Below are 20,615 nucleotides of genomic sequence, written 5' to 3' on the forward strand. Positions count from 1 at the left end.
GTGTGTTTTTAAAGGGTAAGCATCAATCCAATGTACAGTTCGGGGCGCAGCGGGAGGGTGGTGAAACCCTGCTCCGTGAACGCGCCGGTGCCGCTGCCGTTCAGTTCAGAAATTTCCGGGTCCCTTTTATCGCTGTTCGCCGTGAGCATCAGCAGGTTCCGCGACTGGAAATACAGTTTGCTTTCTTTGATACCGGCGCGCTGCAGCCGTTTGGCCGGCAGCGAATAGGAGAGCGTTACATCCCGCAGTTTCAGGAAACTCGCGCTTTCCACCAGTATATCGCTGTACGGGAAATAGAACATGTCCATATTCCACGCCGTGAGTTTGGGATAGATGGTATGCGCTTCGTCTCCCGGTTTGCGCCAGCGTTCGCTCACATGTTTATTGATGTAGTTGGAACCGGTGAATGCGTCTTTCCGCAGGACATTGCCCAGGCGGGCAATCACCATGAACGACAGGTCGAAGTTCCTGTAGGAAAACGTATTGGTGATGCTGGTCACGAACGGCGGGCGCAGGGTGCCGGCGTATACCAGGTCGCCCACTTCGGCGTTGCCGCCACCCGTCTTTTTGCCAGTACGGTCGTAGAACTGGGCCACGCCGTTGTTGTCGAGGCCGGCGTAGCGGTAGGCATAGATCGCGTCGAGCGGGTCGCCTTCCTTGCGGATGGCGCCGTTGGTCAGCGAGCTGGGATAGATGTAGCGCACGTTGTATTCCGTCACCGTGTTTTTATTGTAGGCGAAGATGAAATAGGCGTTCCACGCGAAATCCTTCCGTTTGAAAATATCCGCTTCCACAGACACCTCGATGCCTTCGTTGAGGATACGGCCCGCGTTTTTCACCTGGCTGCTGAAGCCCAGTGTGGGATCGATCGCGTCGCTGGCCAGCACGTCCTCGCTGAATTTGCGGTAATAATCCACCGTGGTTTTAATCCGGTTACGCAGGAAAGCGGCATCCACACCGAAGTTGGTCACTTTCGTCTTTTCCCAGCGGAGGCTTTTGTTCGGCGGCGAGGCAATGGAATAACTCACATCGCCGGTCAATGTAGAGAAGCTGCCGGGCTGGATGATCAGGAAAGGCCCGTTGTTGAGGGAGATGTTCCCGTTGATGCCATAAGACCCCCGGATGTTGAGTTTGTTGATCCAGGGCACGCTGAAGAACTTCTCGTTGGCCAGTTTGTAAGTGGCGCCGGCGCTCCAGAGGGGCTTGTAGCGGTACCGCGGGTCGGTGCCGAAAAAGTTGGTCTGGTCGAGCCGTACGCTGCCGCTCACGATGAAGCGGTTGTCGAACTCATAAGAACCGTTGGCGTACCAGCTCACAAAGCGGTTATCGTTGTAGGCATATGCACCCAGGCTGGCGGTGGGCCGGCTGGTGCCGAGCATGTCGCTGTTATAAACACCCGCATTGTAGTCCGCGTAGTTGAAAGTCGAGAAGATACCCGCCTGGTCGTTGTATCCGAAACGGGTAGGGTAGGCGTTGTTATCGAGTTTCGACTGGCTGATCTCCATGCCCGCAATGGCCGTCACGTAATGTTTTTCGCCGAAGTTGCGGTTAAAGCCCAGCTGGCCGCGCAGCATGTAGAACTGGCTGGTGTTACGCGATTCGTTCACCATGGCCCCGTCCGGGATGTAATGTTTGGCCGGGTTGGCAATGGAAGTGGCGTCGTTATAGCCCAGCCGCATGCGGTAGGCGTTTTTATCGTATACGCTGCGGCTGTTCACATAACCTCTCGACCAGCTGCCGCCCGCTTCCGCCGTTAACCCGGGCAGGAGCGTGGCCTGGATGTTACCGCCGAAGCGCAGCAGCAGGTTCTGGCTGTTGGTGGTTTCCAGCATCAGGTCGCCAAGCGGGTTGTAATGCATCGGTTTCAGACCGGCGATGGCGGCGTAGCGGTCGTCTTTCCGTTTGTTTTTGGTGAATACGTTCTGCGGCTGGCCGGTAGCGGGGTCGATGAGCTGGCTGTACGGCTGGATGAGCGCGGTGGAAGAGAACCCCAGCAAATCCTGCCAGGAACGCGCCGGCTGTTTGGCCGTGGCGTAACTGACGTTGGTAAACAGGCCCACACCCAGGTTTTTCATGGGCCGCCAATCGTTTTTAAAGTCGAGGATCACCCGGTTGTCGCTGTTGCCGATGGCGTTGTTCCCGTTGGAAATATACCGGATGGCTGCGTTCAGCGAACTTTTTTCGCCGCCGCCGGTGAGGGAGATGTTATGCTGCTGGGTGAACTGGTGTCGGAAATAATGTTTCTCCAGTTCCGCCGCTGCATCGCGGCTGCGGAGCCCGTTGATCCGGTCGTCCGCCTCCCTGGCCGTGAGCCAGCCCTGCGCTTTCGACAGCAGCAGGTAGTTCACCTCGCTGATGGAGCCGTAATTGTTGTAGGTAGTGAGGTAGCTGTTGGGATCCTGGTTGAACAGGTCGATTTCCGCATCGATATAATCGCTTGCCGAAGCACGGTTGAGGTAACTCACCTGCGGTTTGAGCGTGATGCCGGTGGATCCGCGGTATTGCACGCGCATGGCGCCGGGGCGGCCCTTTTTGGTGGTAATCACGATCACGCCGTTGCTGGAGCGCGCGCCGTAGATAGACGCCGCTACCGCATCCTTCAGCACGGTAATGCTTTCAATGTTATCGATATTGATGGATTCGAGATCGCCCTGTGTGGGGTATCCGTCTATCACCAGCAATGGTTTCTTTTCCGCCGTTACGGTGGAGATGCCGCGGATTTCGATGTTGCCGTCTTTCGTCACCACCACGCCCGCCGCCTGTCCTTCCAGGGCCGATCTCAAATCCGGTTTCAGTTTGCCTTCGAGGCGGGCCGGAGAGATGAATGAGAAGGAACCCGTGGCCCTTTCCGCCGAGATGGACTGGTAGCCCGTATTCACGACCTGCACGGCTTCGAGCTTGCTGGCAACGGCCTGCAGGCGGAGGCTGAACGAGGTACGCCCACCCACCGGCACTTCCTGCCGGTCGAAGCCGATGGAACTGAGCACCAGCACCGAGCGGGGCGCCACATCACGGAGAAAGAACTCGCCCTGATCGTTGGTTTGCGTGCCGCGGCCGGTGCCTTTGAGGGTCACTGATACGCCGGCCAGTGGCCGCCCCTGTTCGTCGGTAACGCGGCCGGTGATGGTAATAGCCGGGTCTTCCGCTGCCGGCACCGGTATGCGCGGGCGCCGCTGCAGGAAGATGGTTTTGTCTTCAATCGAAAACTCAAGCCCCTGCTGCACCAGCACCTGTTTAAGCAGTTCCTCCACGGGCATGGCTTTGGCGCTGACGGTGACCGGGACCGTTTTCTGCAGCAGCTCGTAATTGTAAAATACAACGTAACCGGACTGGCGCTGGATAGCTTTAAAAACGTCCGTAAGCGGCAGGTTACGCCCGGTGATGCTGACGCGTTGGGAGCGGGCGGTGGCGCTTACATGCAGGAAGCCGATCAATAATAGACTGGTTGATAATTTCATAGCCCTCCAGAAGACTTTGTGTTGATACAAAGCGTTTAAAAAAAGCATAGATTTGATTTTGGTAATAAAATTGGTTCTCATCAGTATTATTGCCCTCAGGCCGGTGATGTTGCCGCATTGCCGGCCCTTTTTATGTTTACGGGCAAATGGTTGGTTGTTGGTTCTGTTTGTCGATAAGCATATATTTTAGGTGAACGGAATGAATACGATCGTGTCTCTTTGGTCTATACGGTATTATTGCAGGACGGTTATTTTCCGGCCGTCTATTTTAAATTTCACATCGTTTTTCTCCAGTATCCGCAACACGCTGGCCAGCGGCAGGCTGCGCTGCATACCGCCGCCGAAGCGGAGGTGCGGCACGTTTGTTTCATAGTTGACCGATACGTTGTACCAGCGTTCCAGTTCTTTCATCACGGTGGTGATGTCCGCGTTGTTAAAACTGAAGTAGCCGTTCTTCCAGGCCACCGCCTGTTCCGTGTCGCCCTGGCGCACCACCGTCTGGCCATTGGCCCTTACCGCTTCCTGCCCCGGTTCCATGCGCTGCCGGTTCACTTCCACCGCACCTTCCAGCAGCGTCACGCAGGTGGAAGGTTCCCCGGCGTAGGCCGAGATGTTGAAATGCGTGCCCAGTACTTTTACGTCGAGGCCATCCGTCGCCTTTACCACAAAGGGTTTGACCGCATCTTTCGCTACTTCGAAATAAGCTTCGCCGCTCAGTTCCACTTTCCGTTCGTTCCCTTCGAAGGCGGTGGGGAAATGCAGCACCGTTTCCGCGTTCAGCCAGACCGCCGTGCCATCGGGCAGGGTGATGCGGTATTGCCCGCCGCGCGGCGTCGCCAGCCGGTTCCAGGCTACCGCCGCGGCGTTGCCCGTTTTGGTATAGGCCAGCTGACCATTGTGCAGTTTGGTGACCTGTGCGTTGCCCTGTTTGGCCAGGAGCCCGTTTTCCGCATCATCCAGCACAATCACCGAGCCGTTGGCGAGCGTCAGCGAGGCATGGTTGCCGCCGGGGGGCACATCATTCTTGTAGCGGCCGTCCATGCTCACGGAAGCGGGCGGTAATGCTTCCCGCGTACCGTATTCCCAGGCGGCTACCGCCAGTATGCCGGCCACCGCGGCGGCGGCGGTCCATTTCCACCAGTTGCGGCGGATGGGCAGCACGGGCGTGTCTTTGTCGGCCGCCAGGATGCGGTCTTTGACCGGCTCCCAGCGGGCGGCGTCGTAGGCGGCGTTCTCCGCCATATCCGGCATCAGCCCGGTGAGCGTTGCTAAAAAAAGATCTTTGTTCCGTTCGTCCTCCAACAGGGCGTGCAGCTCCTCTTCTTCGGCCGGTGTAATGCCGCCATGAAGGCGCCGCCCAAGTAAATACCTCAGTTTGTCTTCCTGCATAAAAAATCGTCAATTCATGAGTGGAATAGTGCCAGTCGCGGCAGCAAAAAGAACCGCTGCCATATATAAGAATGCGGAGAAAGGGGAAAGGACCTATCGGGTTGAAATTTTTTTTTTAGGGAGGGGAGGCGGCAGGTGTTTTATCCGTTGGAGCAAGAGCCGGCTCCGATGATGGCACCGGCCGGCTATACCAGAATGCCTCATTGAAAAGAAAATACCTTCCCATATGAAAATTGTTACCGCATAGTCAACTTCAGGGGCATATATCAGGATTCTCCAACGTCACGATCAGCACCAGAGCAGCAACGCCGCGGGAATGTACTTCCCATGCCGGGCCAGGTGTGCGCGGATATCGCGTAGTGCCAGTACCAGTGTATTTTTCACGGAGCTCGGAGAAAGGCGGAGGGCGGCGGCGATTTCCGGGATGGTTTTGCCCTGCTGGCGGCTCAATACAAAAACATGCCTGCGCCGCGGCGGCAGGCGCGATACGGCTTCCGCAATGAGGCGGCGGGTTTCGCGCAGCGACAGTTCGGCGGTGAGATTATCGTCCGCCACATCGGCAGGCCCGGCGGTATTGCGCAGGTGCAATTCGCGCGCTTCCTTGCGCAGCCAGGTATAACATTCGTTCGCCACCACCTTGTACAGCCAGGCTTTGGGCTGCTCCACCTCCGCCAGTTTGTCCCGGCTCAGCCACAGGCGCAGAAACGCGGCCTGCACCACTTCTTCCACGGCGGAAGGGTGCTTTACAAGGCGGAGTATGAATGGGTACAGCGCTGCTACAGACCGCTGAAAAAGTGTGCCGAACGCGTTTTCATCCCCATCGCTAATCCGGCGGAAAAGTCGGTTTAAATCATCATGCAAATGCTCGTCCATGTATACAGATCTGTGTCATGCGGTTGGTGGTGTGAAAGTAGTAAAATTGGGCGGGTAAGTACAGCGGAAGTTTTTGAATCGCTTGCCGGCCGGTATCTGAAATACCCTGTGACCCGGGGGAATAAAAAACCGGCATGGCTGCCGGGCCTGCCTTTGGAGCGTTAAAAAGAAAAGCCGCAACCGGGAACCGGTGCGGCCTTTTGAATGCCAATGTGTGATGTACTACAGTTTTTTGATCGCCGCCATCGCTTCCTCCACGTGCTGGGTAGCCTGTGTAAGCGAGTTGAACTGGTGCACCACCACGCCGTTTTTATTCAGCACGTAGGTAACGCGCCCGGGCAACATCATGCTTTTAGGCACCCCGAACAGCTTCCGCACTTTGTTATTCGTGTCGCTCAGGAGCGTGAAAGGCAGTTTGTACTTCTCCGCGAATTTTTTGTGGGATGCCACATCGTCTGCGCTGATGCCTACAACCTGCACGCCTTCGTCTTTAAACTGCTCGAAGGAGTCGCGGAAAGAACAGGCCTCCTTGGTACAGCCGGGCGTATCGTCTTTCGGGTAAAAATATACCACCACCGGGCCTTTGGCCAGTGCATCGGAGAGTTTGAAGTTCTTCCCGTCCTGGTCTTTCAGTTCAAAATCGGGCACTTTGGAGCCGGTCGTGAGTTGTCCTTTGACGGTACCGAACCCGAATATGGCGAGCGTCAGCAGCATGGTTTGTAAAATTTTCATGGTTTGAGAATATGATCCGCGTCAAAGCTACAAAAGCTGTACCATAAAGGACTGTTAAAACAGGAAGTTGGCGCCGATGGAGAAGCTGTTGATACTGAACTTGTCGTAAAAGCCAACGGTGTGCGAGGTGTTTTTGCGGCTCGGATACTCGATCGTTGATCCGAACGCATCTTTCTTTTCTACGCGGTAGGTATAACCGAACACATTCCCCATGGAGGCCAGCAGGTTGATGTTGCTTTTCAGCCGGAATTGCAGGCCCGGCCGGTAATACAAGCCCGCCATATTGGTTTTCGACTGGAAGAGCGCGGTGCCGTCGTGCGTGTAACCCAGTATGCGGGCGCCACTCAGCACAAGGTCGTTGTAAATACTGAAACGCGACGACCAGACCGGCACCAGCAATCGCCCGAACACGCCGGCGCCGATGCTTTTGGTGGGTAAATTCGCGCCAGGATTACTCTCGCGCCGATAAAATCCTTCCACACCGATGGCGAACCGTTCGCGGAGGAACCATCCGAACTGCGGCGCTACGTGCCAGTCGGTGCTTTTCAATTCCATCATGCCCCTGGGATTGCCGGCACCATCGGTAAACGGCTGTTCGCTTTTGGTAGACGAAACGCCGAATGAAGCGCCGACGAAAAATTTCTTGTGAGGTGCCTCCTGGGCCAGAAGGGAAGAGGCGGTTGCCAAAAGCAGGGTAGCCGTAAAGGCGGATAACAGGTAATTCTTTTTCATACGCATGAATTTGATTTAACTAAAACAATAGTTCACAATATTAATACCGCCAAGTCTTAATATAATGTTAATAGCATATACGTGTTAGGCGCACAGTTTGATCTTTACTTTTTATTCTGCACCTTTAATCCTTATTTTTGAGCTACTAAAACCCAGTTTGTTTTGAAATCTATTTTGACGGATCGGCAATTAGCGATTACCATCGACCGGCTTAGTCACCAGCTGATAGAAAACCACCCGCAGTTCGAGAACACGGTGCTGATTGGTCTGCAGCCAAGAGGCATTTATTTGTCTGACCGCATCAATAATAAGCTGCAAACGCTGTTACCCGGCGTGAAGGTGCCTTATGGCCGCCTCGACATTACCTTTTACCGTGACGATTACAAAAGCGGGAAGGGGCTGCATACACCGAATGAGACGGACATTGATTTTTCCATCGATAACAAACATGTGGTGCTGGTAGACGATGTGCTGTATACCGGCCGCACCATCCGCTCGGCCATGGACGCGATGCTCGACTTCGGGCGCCCGGCCACGGTGGAGCTGCTGGTGCTGATAGACCGGCGCTTCAGCCGGGAGCTGCCGATACAGCCGGATTACACCGGCCGCACCATTGACGCCATCATTACCGAGAAGGTAAGGGTGCTCTGGAAAGAGCGCGATGGTAAAGATGAAGTTGTGTTGATTGCCTAAATCTTTTATATTTGCACCTTAGAATGTCACTGTCTGCTAAACATCTGTTGGGTATACGCGATCTGAAGCGTTCGGATATAGAGCTTATTTTTCAAACTGCCGATCAGTTTAAAGAAGTATTGCAAAGGCCTATCAAGAAGGTCCCCACTCTGAGAGATACCACCATCGTCAATGTGTTTTTTGAGAATTCAACCCGCACCCGCATTTCGTTTGAACTGGCGGAGAAGCGGCTGGGCGCCGATGTGGTGAATTTTTCCGCATCCGGTTCTTCCGTGTCGAAGGGGGAAACGCTGATCGATACGGTCAACAACATCCTGTCGATGAAGGTTGACCTGGTGGTGATGCGCCACTCCGCTACCGGCGCGCCGCACTTCCTCAGCAAACACATCAATGTACCGATCGTGAATGCCGGCGACGGCATCAACGAGCACCCCACACAGGCGTTGCTCGACGCGTTTTCCATCCGGGAAAGGCTGGGCAGCGTGGAAGGCAAGAAGGTGGCCATCTGCGGCGACATCATGCACTCCCGCGTGGCACTGTCGAATATCTACTGCCTGAAGAAACTGGGTGCAGAGGTAACCGTTGCCGGTCCCCCGACGCTCATTCCCAAATACATCGCGGAGGCGCTGGGCGTCAACGTGACGTACGACATCCGCGAGGCGCTGAACTGGTGCGATGTGGCCAACATCCTGCGCATCCAGCTCGAACGCCAGAACATGCCGCTGTTTTCCTCGCTCCGCGAATACTCGCTGGCATACGGCGTCAACCGCGCGCTGCTTGACAGCCTGCAGAAGGAAATCGTGATCATGCACCCCGGCCCGATCAACAGGGGCGTGGAGCTCAGTTCCGATGTGGCCGACTCCGGCCAGTCGATCATCCTCGACCAGGTGGAAAACGGCGTGGCCACTAGAATGGCGGTGCTGTACCTGCTGGCCAGGAAGGAAGGGGCAAAGGAATAGTGCATCCAACATACGATCGCCATCATACACCGGGAATAAAATCATTGAAAGGTGCTCTCTTATCGGGAGCATCTTTTTTATTGCGCAAAATGCCATCAACCTCATGCAACTAGCACTTTTCCGTTATTTGAGCTGATGGGGCTGGGGACCTCTGAGGCGATGAAATTTTTCAAATCGCACATCTTCTGCAAGGAAAGCATGAGTCGACGAATTAGGTTTTCCAAACTATACGCTTCTACTGTAAGGGACAGAACGAGATGAATCGATCCCCCTGCTTTCAAATGGAATATCCTTTTCTTTAAAAAAGAAAGAGGCGCTCACCGGACCGGGAACACCTCTTTGTATAGGAAAGGATGAGACTACTCGTTCTTCAAAGTTTCTACGGGATTGGCGTTCGCCGCACGCAGGGTCTGCGATACGATGGTGAGCATGGCAACGGCCAGCAGCAGCGTAAAACAGAGCAATATGCCGCCCAGCCCGAAGGGCACCCGCAGCGCGAAATTCTGCAGGAACAGCTGCGCGGCAATGTAGCCGAGCGGCAGGGCGATGCAGCCCGAGATCACCACCAGCTTCAGGAATCCCTTCGACAGCAGTATCACCAGGCTTTTAACGTCGGCGCCCATAACCTTGCGCACCCCGATTTCCTTCTTCCGCAGCCAGGTGGTATAAATCACCAGCGCCAGCAGGCCCAAGGTGGCAATCACGATGGTCATGCCCGCCAGGTAGGCCAGGAAGCCCAGGTCGTTCCAGTGCATATTGTTTTCATACAACGATTCTTTCAGCCAGGAAGATTTCAGCGGCTGGGCAGGCGATAACTTATGCCAGGCTGCGGTGACCTGCTGCATCAGTTGTTCGCGGTTACCGGCACTGACTTTCAGGTTCAGCAGGGTATAGTCCGCGGGCTCGGAACGGAAGGCCAGCGGCGCGATCATCTTGCCGAGATTCTCGTAATGGAAATCTTTCAGCACACCGCGCACGGGCGCCTGCACTGAATCGTTGAGCCATACCATACGGCCCACCGCCTCGCCGGCGGATTTGTAACCCAGCGCCAGCACGGCCGCCTCATTCAGCAGCAGCTGCGGTGTTTGCTGCTGCGGCAACAGGTTTTCACCCGCCACCAGCTGCAGGCCCATCATGGGCACAAAAGCCTCATCCGCGCTGTAATAATTTATTTTCTGCGGTTCGTCGGTGAGGTTCATTGCCAGCGGCATCTGCCCGCCCCCGAAGTAACCGAAGTTACCGGACGCCGCAGACACGGCCTGTACGCCGGAAAGGTTTTTCAGTTCCTGTGCCAGCAGTTCCGCTTTGCTGCCCTGCAGTTCCACCGTCAGGATGTTATCCGGCCTGAAACCGGGATCCGCCGTGGCCATGAAGGCAAACTGCCGGTACATGGTGAACAGCCCGATGGTGATCAGCAGTGAAAGCGACAACTGGAATATGATGAGGCCCTTGCGCAGGTTCATTCTTCCGAACAACCGGTAAGAAGGCATGCTTTTCAGCACCTGCGACGGGGTGAAGGCGGAGAGCAGCCATGCCGGCAGCGTACCGGCCAGCAGGCCGGTGAACAGGCTGAAGCCCAGCAGGATGAGCGCCATCTGCCAGACGGTGGTGGCAGGCGGGAAACTATCGGTACTGCCGCCGAAAAGCTGCAGCCGTTCTATCACGGTCAACATGGCCAGCGCCACACCCAGCGCCACCAGCGAAATGATGATCGCTTCCATGATATACTGGCCGAATACCTGCATGCGCGTGGCGCCGGCTACCTTACGGATGCCCACTTCCTTGGCGCGCGTGAGGGAACGGGCGATGGACAAATTGGTATAATTGAAACAGGCGGAAATAAGAATGATCAGGCCGATACCGATGGCGCCCATCACTTTGCCCCAGGTGGTGACCCTGCCGATGTTGTTGTAGATATCGTCCCACGACGGCGTGATGCGCCGCAGCCGCTGTACGGGAAATTCAATGGTGCCCTGGCGGGGATCGTTATACAGCGTTTTCGCCAGCCGCGACAATGAAGCCTCAAAAGCCGCACGCGACACATTGGGCTGCAGCACCACATACGTGTAACCGTCGCCGTAAGAGTTCCAGCTGGCGTTCTTTTCTTCCAGCACCTTCGCTTTTTCCAGTTGCGGCACGGTGGCGGCGGACGCGTAGGCCCCGAAGCTGATGTGGGAGCGGTGGATTTCGGGGTTCAACACACCGGTCACTTCATAACTGCCCATCTGGCCCATGGTGATGATCTTGCCGATGGGATTGTCGTTGCCGAAAAAAAGCCTGGCCGTGGCATCGCTGAGCACCACCGTATTAGGCTGCTCCAGCGCCGTGGCGGCATTGCCCCGCTGCAGTGTAAAACCGAATACGGAGAAAAAGGAAGGCGATGTAAATGCCCCCTGGATGTTGAATTCCTTATCGGCGCCGCCGGTGGCTTTGCCTTTGAACGCCGGGTACAGCCGTACCACATCCGCCACGATGTTATTCTCCGCCTTAACCGCCTGTTCGAGCGGGAGGGGAGAACTGGCCAGCCTGAAACCTTCGCCCCGGGGATTGCGCACTTCCGTGGTGATGCGGTACGTACGGTCCGGGTAAGGATGGAAGCGGTCGAAGCTCAGCTCTTTGGCCGTGTTTTCGATCACCATCATACATACTGTCATGCTCAGGGCAAGACCGAAGATGTTGATGAACGTAAACAGTTTATGTTTCGTGATATTCCGGTAAGCGATCAACAGGTAATTACGCAGCATGCCGACAATTTATGCAACCTGGTTTTCAAAGGCAATGCCAGGGTGGGGGAGATTATTATTCAGTGCAAAATACATTAAATATATCAAATCTATGTTCATTACCGGTCATGTGCCGTTCAAATCGGAACAATTCGTAAAATTCATTAGTTTAGGGCATGCGTACAATTATTCTCTTGCTGGTATCGAATATTTTTATGACGTATGCCTGGTATGGCCACCTGCGCAACACGAATGTGCCGTTGTGGAAAGTGGTGCTGATCAGCTGGGGCATCGCTTTTTTTGAATACTGCTTTATGGTGCCCGCGAACCGTATGGGTTACCTCGACGGGTTTAACGGCTTTCAGCTGAAAATGATACAGGAGGTCATCACTCTTACGATATTCTGCGTGTTTGCGGTGATCATTCTCAAGGAGCCGCTTCGCTGGAACTACCTGATATCCTTTTCATTGCTGCTGGGGGCCGTGTATTTTATGTTCAAGAAGTAACCGGCGCCTGCCCGATTAATCCATCAGCGGTAAAAGTTTGCCGCTTTTAATTCCTATTTTTGACAACTTGATAAAACCGGTAACTATTTCATGTTGAACATCCGATCCATAGGTTGGCTGACAGCCTCGTTATTCCTCTGTTTCAGCCAGCTCAGGGCGCAAACCACCGCGCCGCTGCATGCCGCTGAGATCAGGCTGCAGCTGAAGAAACTGAATACCCTTGGGAGCGTGCTGTACATCGCAGCGCACCCCGACGATGAAAATACACGCCTGCTGGGCTTCCTCGCCAAAGAAAATCTTTACCGCACCGGTTATCTGTCGCTCACCCGTGGCGACGGCGGACAGAACCTCATCGGCAACGAACAGGCCGAACTGCTGGGCCTCATCCGCACGCAGGAGTTACTGGCAGCCCGGCGCATCGACGGGGCGGAGCAGTTTTTCACCCGCGCCAACGATTTCGGCTTTTCCAAAAACCCGGAAGAAACCTTTACCATCTGGGACCGCAAAAAGGTGCTGGGCGATGTGGTATGGGTTATCCGCAAATTCCAGCCCGACGTGATCATCTGCCGTTTTCCGGCCGACAGCCGCGCCGGCCACGGCCATCACACCGCTTCCGCCGTGCTCGCCGCCGAAGCGTTCGATGCGGCCGCCGACCCGAACCAGTATCCGGAACAACTGGCCAGCGTCAAACCCTGGCAGGCCAAACGCATCCTCTGGAACACCTTCAACTTCGGGGGCAACAACACTACATCCGACGATCAGTTTAAAACAGAAGTAGGCGCTTACAGCGCGTTATTGGGAAGGGGTTTCGGGGAAATTGCCGCCGAAAGCCGCTCCCAGCATAAAAGCCAGGGCTTCGGCGTACCCTCCACCCGCGGCAGCGCCATCGAATATTTCACCACCATCAAAGGCTCCGCGCCTAAAACCACGCTGCTCGATGAAGTGAACACTACCTGGGCGCGCGTGCCGGGCGGCGAGGCCATCAGCGAAGCCATCGGTAAAGCGCTGGCGCAATACAACGCCGAAGACCCTTCGGCTACCGTACCCGCGTTGCTGGTTATACGAAAACAGATCCTCGCATTGCCCGACGGCTACTGGAAAACACAAAAGCTCAACGAAGCCGACCAGCTCATTGCCGCCTGCGCAGGTTTGTGGATGGAAGCCTACAGCACCATCGAACACGCCGTACCGGGTGAAACCCTCAGCAGCAACATCCAGATCATCAACCGCAGCAAGGTACCGGTGAGCCTGCAGAAAATCAGGATATCCGGCCAGGACGATGCCTCCGCCGCGCAAACACTGGCCTTCAATAAATTCGTGACCATTCCCGTGAAGGTGAAGGTGCCGGCGAACACGGGCATTTCACAACCTTACTGGTTGCAAACGCCGCACCCCATCGGTACCTACAACATCCCCGCCCCGGGATTGACAGGCCGGCCGGAGAATATACCGCCGCTCGTGGCCAGCTTCTTCCTGAAGGTGGGCGACCAGGAGCTCGTTTATAACCGTGCGTTCACCTACAAGTTTACCGACCCGGTGAAAGGAGAAGTGTTCCGCCCGCTCGTGATCGCGCCGCCGGCCATCGCCTCGCTCAATAACCAGGTATTCGTATACACGCAGGCCACCCCGCAAACCATCCCCGTGAAGGTGCGGGCCATGCAGGCCAATGTGCAGGGCAGCGTGAAACTCCTGCTGCCACCGGGTTTCCGGGCCGATAAAACGGCTGTTCCTTATGCGCTGAAAGAGAAAGGCGACGAAACGGAACTGAGCTTCCGCGTGTCGCCCGTAAAGGTGAATGGCCAGAACATCACCGATACCATGACGGTGGTGGTGGAAGCTAACGGACGGGAGTACACGAACAGCATGACCACCATCCAGTACGACCATATTCCATCCATCACCATCTTCCCCCAGGCGAGCGCCAGGCTGGTGACCGTCAACCTGAAATACAACGGCCGGAAGCTGGGTTACATCTCCGGTGCGGGCGACAAGGTGGCCGAATCGCTGCGCCAGGTAGGGTATACGGTGGATGAACTGGGTGAAAAAGAGATCATGAACGGTTCGCTCACACAATACGACGCCATCATCACCGGGGTGCGCGCCTACAATACGCAGGAGCGCCTCCCTTACTGGCAGCCCCGCCTGCTCGAATACGTGAAAAACGGCGGCGTGCTGGTGGTGCAGTACAATACCAACGGCAACCTCGTCACCAATCAGCTGGGGCCCTACGATTTCAGCCTCTCGCGCGACAGGGTGACGAACGAGACCGCGCCCGTGAAATTCCTGCTGCCGGAGAACAAACTGTTCAGCTATCCGAACGCCATTACCGCCAAAGACTTCGACGGCTGGGTGCAGGAGCGGGGTTTGTACTTCCCCGGCAATACCAACGGCGCCTACCAGAAACCTTTTGAAATGAACGATCCCGGAGAACGGGCGCTGGATGGCTCTACCATCGTTGCGCAATACGGGAAAGGAAAATACATCTATACGGGCCTTGCCTTCTTCCGCCAGCTGCCGGCCGGCGTACCGGGGGCATACCGCCTGTTCGTGAACATGATATCGAAGTGATTTTTATGAGCAAACAAAACAACAACCCGGATAATACCCGGTTGAGAATGTCGGCCGCACTGTGCATCGTATTGGGCCTGGTGATCGGGTTCATCATCAAACGGGTGCACATCGGCCTGCTGATCGGCCTGGCGCTGGGGCTGCTGAGCGGAGGATTATTATCTAAAAGAAAATAAAATGGACAACACGCCACAGGAAAAACCGCCTTTGTTTTCGCGCTGGACTGCCTGGTACCTGGTAGTGGCGGGATGGCTGGCGGCCTTGACCGTTTTTTTCTATCTGTTCACTAAACACTATTCATGAGTATCTACGACTGGCTGGTATTAGGTTTCACGTTAATCACAATCATCCTTTACGGCGTCTGGAAAAGCCGCGGACAAAAAGACCTCGACAGTTATTTCCTGGGCAACCGCACCATGCCCTGGTATATCATCCTCTTGTCGATCATCGGCACGCAGGCCAGCGCTATTACTTTCCTGAGTGCACCCGGCCAGGCTTATGCGGACGGCATGCGTTTCGTGCAATATTACTTCGGGCTGCCGCTGGCCATGATCGTGATCTGTATCGCCTTTGTGCCGATCTTTCACCGGCTGAAGGTATATACCGCTTATGAATACCTGGAGCAGCGCTTCGACCTGAAAACCCGCACGCTCACGTCGTTCCTGTTCCTTATCCAGCGCGGGCTGTCGACCGGCATCAGCATTTACGCCCCGTCGATCATTTTATCGTCGCTGCTGGGCTGGAACATTTATTACACCAATATTTTTATGGGCGGGCTGCTCATTATCTATACCGTGTACGGCGGTACGAAGGCCGTGTCGTACACCCAGAGCCTGCAGCTGGCCATCATCTTCACGGGGATGTTCCTCGCGGGCTGGATGGTGGTGCACCTGCTGCCGAAGGAGATCGGGTTTTCCGACGCGCTGCATGTGGCGGGGAAAATGGGCAAGCTGAATGTGATCGTAACCGATTTCAGCTGGACCGACCGTTACAATATCTGGAGTGGGGTGATCGGCGGATTTTTCCTGGCGCTGTCTTATTTCGGCACCGACCAGAGCCAGGTGGGGCGGTACCTCACCGCGAAAACACTCACGGAGAGCCGCATGGGCCTGCTGATGAACGGGCTCGTGAAAGTGCCCATGCAGTTCCTGATCATGCTCATCGGGGCGCTCGTATTCGTGTTTTACCTTTATTTCCGTGCGCCCATCAACTTCAACCAGGGGCTGCTCAACCAGGTGCACAATTCCGCGTACGCGCCGCAGATGCAGGAGCTGGAGCAACAATTCGATTCGCTGACCATCGTGAAACAGCGGCACGTGAAAGCCCTCACAACCGCAATCGATACGGACAACAAGGATTTGATCGACAACGCGAAGCTGCAGCTGCAGAACACCGAAGGCGCAGCCGACCAGGTGCGCGATTCCGCCAATGTACTTATCAAAAAAGCCGCACCCGGCGCGGAAACCAACGATACCAACTACATCTTCCTTCATTTTGTGGTGAACAACCTGCCGAAAGGATTGGTGGGCCTGCTGATCGCCATTATCTTCCTCGCTTCCTGGGGCAGTATCGCCGCCGCCCTCAACTCGCTGGCATCCACTACCATGGTGGATATTTACAAACGGATGGTGAACAAGGACGGCTCCGAGGCGGAATACCTCCGGATGTCCAAAATCTGGACGCTGATCTGGGGCGTGTTCAGCATCGCCGTGGCGCAGTTCGCCAGCGGCATGGGCAGCCTCATCGAGGCGGTGAACATCCTCGGTTCGCTTTTCTACGGCACCATTCTCGGCATTTTTGTGGTGGCCTTTACGATGAAGCGCGTAAAGGGTAGCGCTACGTTCTGGGGCGCCGTGGTAGCGGAAATATTCGTGGTGGCCATTTACCTCGCGGATGTGATTTCGTTCCTCTGGCTGAACGTGATCGGCTGCCTGCTGGTGATGATCGCGGCGGGACTGATACAGCTGGCCATCGGGGTGAACGGGTATGTTGTAAGGAGGAAATAATCATGCATGCGGGCGGCCATGGCTGCGGGCAAATCCTGCCATAAAAGAAAGCGGGTATCACGTTCACACGCGATACCCGCTTTTTATTGTCCGATGCCGGCTTAAAGCGTAGCGATCAGTTTTTCGTTGAGGAGCACATAGTCGGCGTTGTTCCCGGCTTTGGCCAGTTCTTTGGATTTTTCGGCAGTGGCTTTCGCAGCGGCCTTGTCACCCATTTTAGCCTGGATTTTTGCTTTCAGGTGAAAGATCCAGTAAGCTTTGTCGTTTGCCTTGGTGGCGGCATCGGCCCATTCCAGCGCGGTTTTCAGGTCGCGGCCGGTTTCGAAATAATAGCTGGCGGCCTGGAAGTACGGCTTTTTATCCGTTTTCATGGCGGCGTCGATCTGTGCCATCACTTTGCCGTCGATGTCTGCAGTGATCTCGATCGGCAGCATCACGCGGTCCCACAGCAGCATCATGGTCATGGCGCTCGGGCGCACGTTCTCAAACGCGATCATGAATGATTCTACGGGGAAGGGGAGCTCCTGGGCGTCGGCTTTGAAGCGCGCCACGTCTTCTTCCTGTTTGTACCCGTCGGTGCCCCAGTTTTTCAGGCCTTTATTGATCACCACTTCCCAGGTGCTTTCACCCTGTTTGGCCAGTGTATAGATCACGTATTCACCGGCGGGCACCACGGTGCCGTTCAGTTTTACGTCTTCCCCGAACTTGATTTTGGTAGCGGCATTCGCACCCACGCGCCACATGCGGCCGTAAGGGATGAGGTTGCCCAGCACTTCGCGGCCTTTCACGGCAGGGCGGGAGTAGGTCACTTCCACTTCAGACAGGGCAAAGTCCTGTTTGATGGTCTGGGTAGGGCTCGGCTGGGGCATTTTAATGCCCTGCGCAGCAACAGGGGCCGTGGCTATCACGCACAGCGCAGCAGCAGACAAAAACGCAGATAGTTTTTTCATTGGTTTATAAAGTTTGGTGGTAAGAAAGTTGCATGCAAAAATAAGGAACTCTATTCGATCAGCCCGTTCCGGAACGCATATAATACCAGCCCCACCGTATTTTTAACATTCAGCTTTTCCAGGAGCTTCTGGCGCAGGCCTTCTACGGTGCGGGGGCTCAGGAAGATCTGTTCCGAGATCTCCTGCGTGGTGAATTCGTTGCAGATCAGCTTCAGTACTTCCAGCTCACGGTCGGTAAGCTGTACCTCGTTCTTGAAAGTGGGTTTGAACTGCTGCTTGTTTTTATGCAGCACTTTTTTGAGGAGGGCCAGGTTTACATTTTCGTTGAAGTAAAAACCTTTCTCGAAGGTGGTGCAGATGGCTTCGTAGATTTCTTCCGGTTCACTGTTTTTGAGCAGGTAGGCGTTGGCCCCGTTTTCCACCAGGTGCACGATGAAGTTATCGTCTTCGTACATGGTGAGAATGATGACTTTGACCTGGGGGTATTTTTCCTTGACCTTGATGGTGGCCTGGATGCCGTCCATTTTGGGCATCTTGAGGTCCATCAGGATCACGTCCGGCTGCTGTTCCTGCATGATCTGCAGCAGATGCTCGCCGTCTTCCGCCTCGAATACCACATTGATATTCTCATAAGGCGTCAACGTATTGATGACCCCGCTACGGAATATTTTATGGTCGTCGGCAATAGCGACTTTGATAGGCGACAGCATAACAGCGTACAATTTAGCTTAAACAACAGGCTGATAGTTCTCCACCCTGATCTCGGCCACTGTACCGATGGGTGAATTCTTCACAAAGGTGATGTTTCCGCCGATAATATTCAAACGGCTTTCGATATTTTTTAGGCCCAGGTGGCCGGTTTTTTTCCGGGATTCTTCGAATTTGTCGACCAGCAGACCGTTCCCGTCGTCTTCCACGCGGATGGTGAGCAGGTTGGGGGTGCTCTGGTAGGTGATGAATACATGCCCCGCTTCAGCGTGTTTAAGCACGTTGTTCATCAGTTCCTGCACTACGCGGTATACGTTCAGCGCCTTTTCACGATCGACAGGGTAGCTGGTGGCGTCTGTTTTAAAGGAAATGGCGATCTGTTTGTTTTTGTTCATCAGGCTGCAGAACGAATCGAGCGCATGGCTGAGGCCGAGGTTCTCCAGGGTAGTGGGATGCAGGCTTTGGGAGATGAAGCGGAGCTGCTGGATGATGGTATCCGTAAACTCCTTCGTTTCCTTGATCCGTTCCTTTTCCCCGTTGCCCGCCAGCTGCTGGAGGTGATTGAGGTTCAGCTTGAGCACCGAGAGCTGGGCGCCCACTTCATCATGCAGGTCTTCCGCAATACGCTTGCGTTCCGTTTCCTGCCCCTGTAACACCGCCACGAGTCGTTCTTTCTGGATTTGCAGGTCTTTGTCCTTTAACTTCAGTTTATATTGAACCACCTGTTTCTGCTGCAACACCACCATCACCACCACAAAAATACCCAGGCTCAGCATCACGATCGTGCCTATTAGTATAAGTTGTAATGTGTTCATGCCCGCGCTCTTTTTATTTTTGAGAGCCCAATATAGAAAAGAATTACCTGAATTACGCCGGCAATCCAGTAGAGCGATGCGGTAATCTTGTACATGGACTCCAGCACTTCGCTTGGGCCTTTCTGCTGTATCAGGTTAAAAGACAGGTTTAACAGGAAACCGCAGCAGACGTTTACAAAGAGCCCTGCATTAAACCAGAACACGGGCAGGGAATTGATATAGATGGATTTTTCGATCAGGTCCTCGTCGCGCATCAGCTGCAGGAAAAACATCACACCGTAAATGATGAGCAGGGCGGACCGGAAGGAGATAAAAACGGAGTTAAACTTGAGCGGCCCTTCCAGCACGGTGATATCGACGGCAAACAGGAGAGTGGCCACGAGCATGATCCATTTGAGCGCTTTTTTGGTAGAAGGGCTTTTAAATACCTGTATATAGAACAGGGAGAGAATAATAAATTGAACGAGGTGAATACAAGTGATGAAAGCCATGTTGTTCCTGAAAATCCGGGCGATCACGTCGGAACCGACACCATAGGCGACGCAGGATATCAGGTAGATGTATATCAGCCGCTGCTCTTTATTCAGCAGGGGAAGTTTTAAAGTAAAGGGGATCAAAAAAAGAATTTCGACCCCCACCATAAAATAGAAAAAATAGTGATGAAGCGGCACTTAGTTATCTTTATCCGTTACTTGTATCTGAGTTCAATGGATTCGCTTTGGGGCAGTCGTACGGGCACAAGATATCGGTATCCAGGATATCGTCGGCAGGCGAATCTTTATCCATGCTGGTCTGAGAAGGCAGGATGTCGTTTCCGTCCGCGTCTACCGCAACAATTACAAACTTCTTATCGCGTTTCCCGTCTTTGTCCAGGTCCAGCCCGTAATAAATGCGTAAACCCGTAGCGCCGTCTTTCGACAGGAGTTTCTCCAGTTTGTTGATACCGAAGAAGGCGGCGAGGATGGGTTCTTTGTGCTTTTTCACGATCTTCTGATCGACACGGTACGCTTCCGTGAGCTGGGCACCCCGCACAAGAGAGATGAATTTACCAGCATCTTTGTTAAACTTTGACATGTGATGTTGTTTTAGGAGTTAGTAGAAATATCGGGTAAAATTATTACAAAATACCACTTTTCAAAGCCCCCCGGAAGCGTCATTTTCCCGCTCAAACGAAGATGTGACACCCATCAGGTGAGCCATGGGGTTAGATCGGGAGCGTACCAGGCTACTGCGGCAATAGTACAGTTTGCGTGTTTTCCCCTCCAAAATGCGTAGTTCTACGCATTCGGTATTTATAGGGTCTTAACGCTTGACTGTCAGTTCATTCTTCCCAACCTTTGTACTATTGAAAGTGAAGGGACAGGAGGGTTAATGAAACCGTGTTAATTCCAAAAGTTCACACGCACTCGGGCCTTTCTACCATAGTTTGTTTTCGTTAGTATGCAGAGGGTTGCCGGTTACCCAAAAGCCGGCAGTAGTTACAGTACGTTATCCCCAAAAAAT

General features: G+C 54.5%; 17 protein-coding genes. 6 read left to right on the forward strand and 11 right to left on the reverse strand.

All coding sequences use genetic code 11. The features are described from left to right. Window positions 1-8: 8 nt before the first annotated feature. From EGT74_RS14085 to EGT74_RS14105, 5 genes are all read right to left on the reverse strand, one after another. Complete coding sequence (locus tag EGT74_RS14085; protein WP_158618153.1) at window positions 9-3,458, reverse strand: SusC/RagA family TonB-linked outer membrane protein; 3,450 nt, start codon at window positions 3,456-3,458, stop codon at window positions 9-11. A gap of 234 nt (window positions 3,459-3,692) precedes the next feature. After that, a complete protein-coding gene (locus EGT74_RS14090) occupies window positions 3,693-4,847 on the reverse strand; it encodes a FecR family protein (RefSeq protein WP_123847230.1) in 1,155 nt (384 codons plus the stop codon). Window positions 4,848-5,135: 288 nt separating this feature from the next. Beyond that, window positions 5,136-5,720 (reverse strand): RNA polymerase sigma factor, encoded by a 585-nt coding sequence (locus EGT74_RS14095; protein WP_123847231.1) that lies wholly within the window; start codon window positions 5,718-5,720, stop codon window positions 5,136-5,138. A 222-nt stretch (window positions 5,721-5,942) separates the two neighbouring features. Then, complete coding sequence (locus EGT74_RS14100) at window positions 5,943-6,452, reverse strand: peroxiredoxin (protein ID WP_246008212.1); 510 nt, start codon at window positions 6,450-6,452, stop codon at window positions 5,943-5,945. Between the two features lie 54 nt (window positions 6,453-6,506). Beyond that, window positions 6,507-7,184 (reverse strand): hypothetical protein, encoded by a 678-nt coding sequence (locus EGT74_RS14105; protein ID WP_123847232.1) that lies wholly within the window; start codon window positions 7,182-7,184, stop codon window positions 6,507-6,509. A 162-nt stretch (window positions 7,185-7,346) separates the two neighbouring features. Here EGT74_RS14105 and pyrR point away from each other — a divergent pair, with 162 nt between their 5' ends. Next, window positions 7,347-7,877 carry a bifunctional pyr operon transcriptional regulator/uracil phosphoribosyltransferase PyrR gene (pyrR, locus tag EGT74_RS14110; RefSeq protein WP_123847233.1) on the forward strand — a complete coding sequence of 177 codons (531 nt, stop codon included), beginning with the start codon at window positions 7,347-7,349 and terminating at the stop codon, window positions 7,875-7,877. A 23-nt stretch (window positions 7,878-7,900) separates the two neighbouring features. Further along, window positions 7,901-8,836, forward strand: coding sequence for an aspartate carbamoyltransferase catalytic subunit (locus EGT74_RS14115; RefSeq protein WP_123847234.1), 936 nt, complete (start codon window positions 7,901-7,903; stop codon window positions 8,834-8,836). 359 nt (window positions 8,837-9,195) lie between these two features. Here the strand turns inward: EGT74_RS14115 and EGT74_RS14120 are convergent, their stop codons facing one another. Continuing rightward, window positions 9,196-11,580, reverse strand: a complete 2,385-nt coding sequence (locus EGT74_RS14120; protein ID WP_123847235.1) for an ABC transporter permease — start codon at window positions 11,578-11,580, stop codon at window positions 9,196-9,198. A gap of 155 nt (window positions 11,581-11,735) precedes the next feature. Between EGT74_RS14120 and EGT74_RS14125 the strand changes: the two genes are divergently transcribed. The 4 genes from EGT74_RS14125 to EGT74_RS14135 all read left to right on the forward strand — a co-directional run bounded on the left by EGT74_RS14125 (window position 11,736) and on the right by EGT74_RS14135 (window position 16,639). After that, complete coding sequence (locus EGT74_RS14125; protein WP_123847236.1) at window positions 11,736-12,065, forward strand: DMT family protein; 330 nt, start codon at window positions 11,736-11,738, stop codon at window positions 12,063-12,065. Window positions 12,066-12,155: 90 nt separating this feature from the next. Beyond that, complete coding sequence (locus tag EGT74_RS14130; RefSeq protein ID WP_123847237.1) at window positions 12,156-14,633, forward strand: PIG-L family deacetylase; 2,478 nt, start codon at window positions 12,156-12,158, stop codon at window positions 14,631-14,633. Between the two features lie 5 nt (window positions 14,634-14,638). Next, window positions 14,639-14,809 (forward strand): hypothetical protein, encoded by a 171-nt coding sequence (locus EGT74_RS27015; protein WP_181954748.1) that lies wholly within the window; start codon window positions 14,639-14,641, stop codon window positions 14,807-14,809. 123 nt (window positions 14,810-14,932) lie between these two features. Then, window positions 14,933-16,639 (forward strand): sodium:solute symporter, encoded by a 1,707-nt coding sequence (locus EGT74_RS14135; RefSeq protein WP_123847238.1) that lies wholly within the window; start codon window positions 14,933-14,935, stop codon window positions 16,637-16,639. A 101-nt stretch (window positions 16,640-16,740) separates the two neighbouring features. Here the strand turns inward: EGT74_RS14135 and EGT74_RS14140 are convergent, their stop codons facing one another. The 5 genes from EGT74_RS14140 to EGT74_RS14160 form a co-directional block, all read right to left on the reverse strand. Further along, window positions 16,741-17,589, reverse strand: a complete 849-nt coding sequence (locus EGT74_RS14140; RefSeq protein WP_123847239.1) for a DUF2911 domain-containing protein — start codon at window positions 17,587-17,589, stop codon at window positions 16,741-16,743. 50 nt (window positions 17,590-17,639) lie between these two features. Beyond that, on the reverse strand, window positions 17,640-18,299 hold the full coding sequence (locus tag EGT74_RS14145; protein WP_123847240.1) for a response regulator transcription factor: 660 nt from the start codon (window positions 18,297-18,299) through the stop codon (window positions 17,640-17,642). Between the two features lie 18 nt (window positions 18,300-18,317). Continuing rightward, a complete protein-coding gene (locus tag EGT74_RS14150; RefSeq protein ID WP_123847241.1) occupies window positions 18,318-19,112 on the reverse strand; it encodes a sensor histidine kinase in 795 nt (264 codons plus the stop codon). Beyond that, window positions 19,109-19,729, reverse strand: a complete 621-nt coding sequence (locus EGT74_RS14155; RefSeq protein ID WP_123847242.1) for a hypothetical protein — start codon at window positions 19,727-19,729, stop codon at window positions 19,109-19,111. Before EGT74_RS14155 ends, EGT74_RS14150 begins: the two co-directional genes overlap by 4 nt. A 64-nt stretch (window positions 19,730-19,793) precedes the next feature. Next, on the reverse strand, window positions 19,794-20,186 hold the full coding sequence (locus tag EGT74_RS14160; RefSeq protein WP_123847243.1) for a hypothetical protein: 393 nt from the start codon (window positions 20,184-20,186) through the stop codon (window positions 19,794-19,796). Window positions 20,187-20,615: the final 429 nt, after the last annotated feature.

The sequence above is a fragment of the Chitinophaga lutea genome, from assembly GCF_003813775.1.
In the GTDB taxonomy this organism is placed as follows: Bacteria; Bacteroidota; Bacteroidia; order Chitinophagales; family Chitinophagaceae; genus Chitinophaga; species Chitinophaga lutea.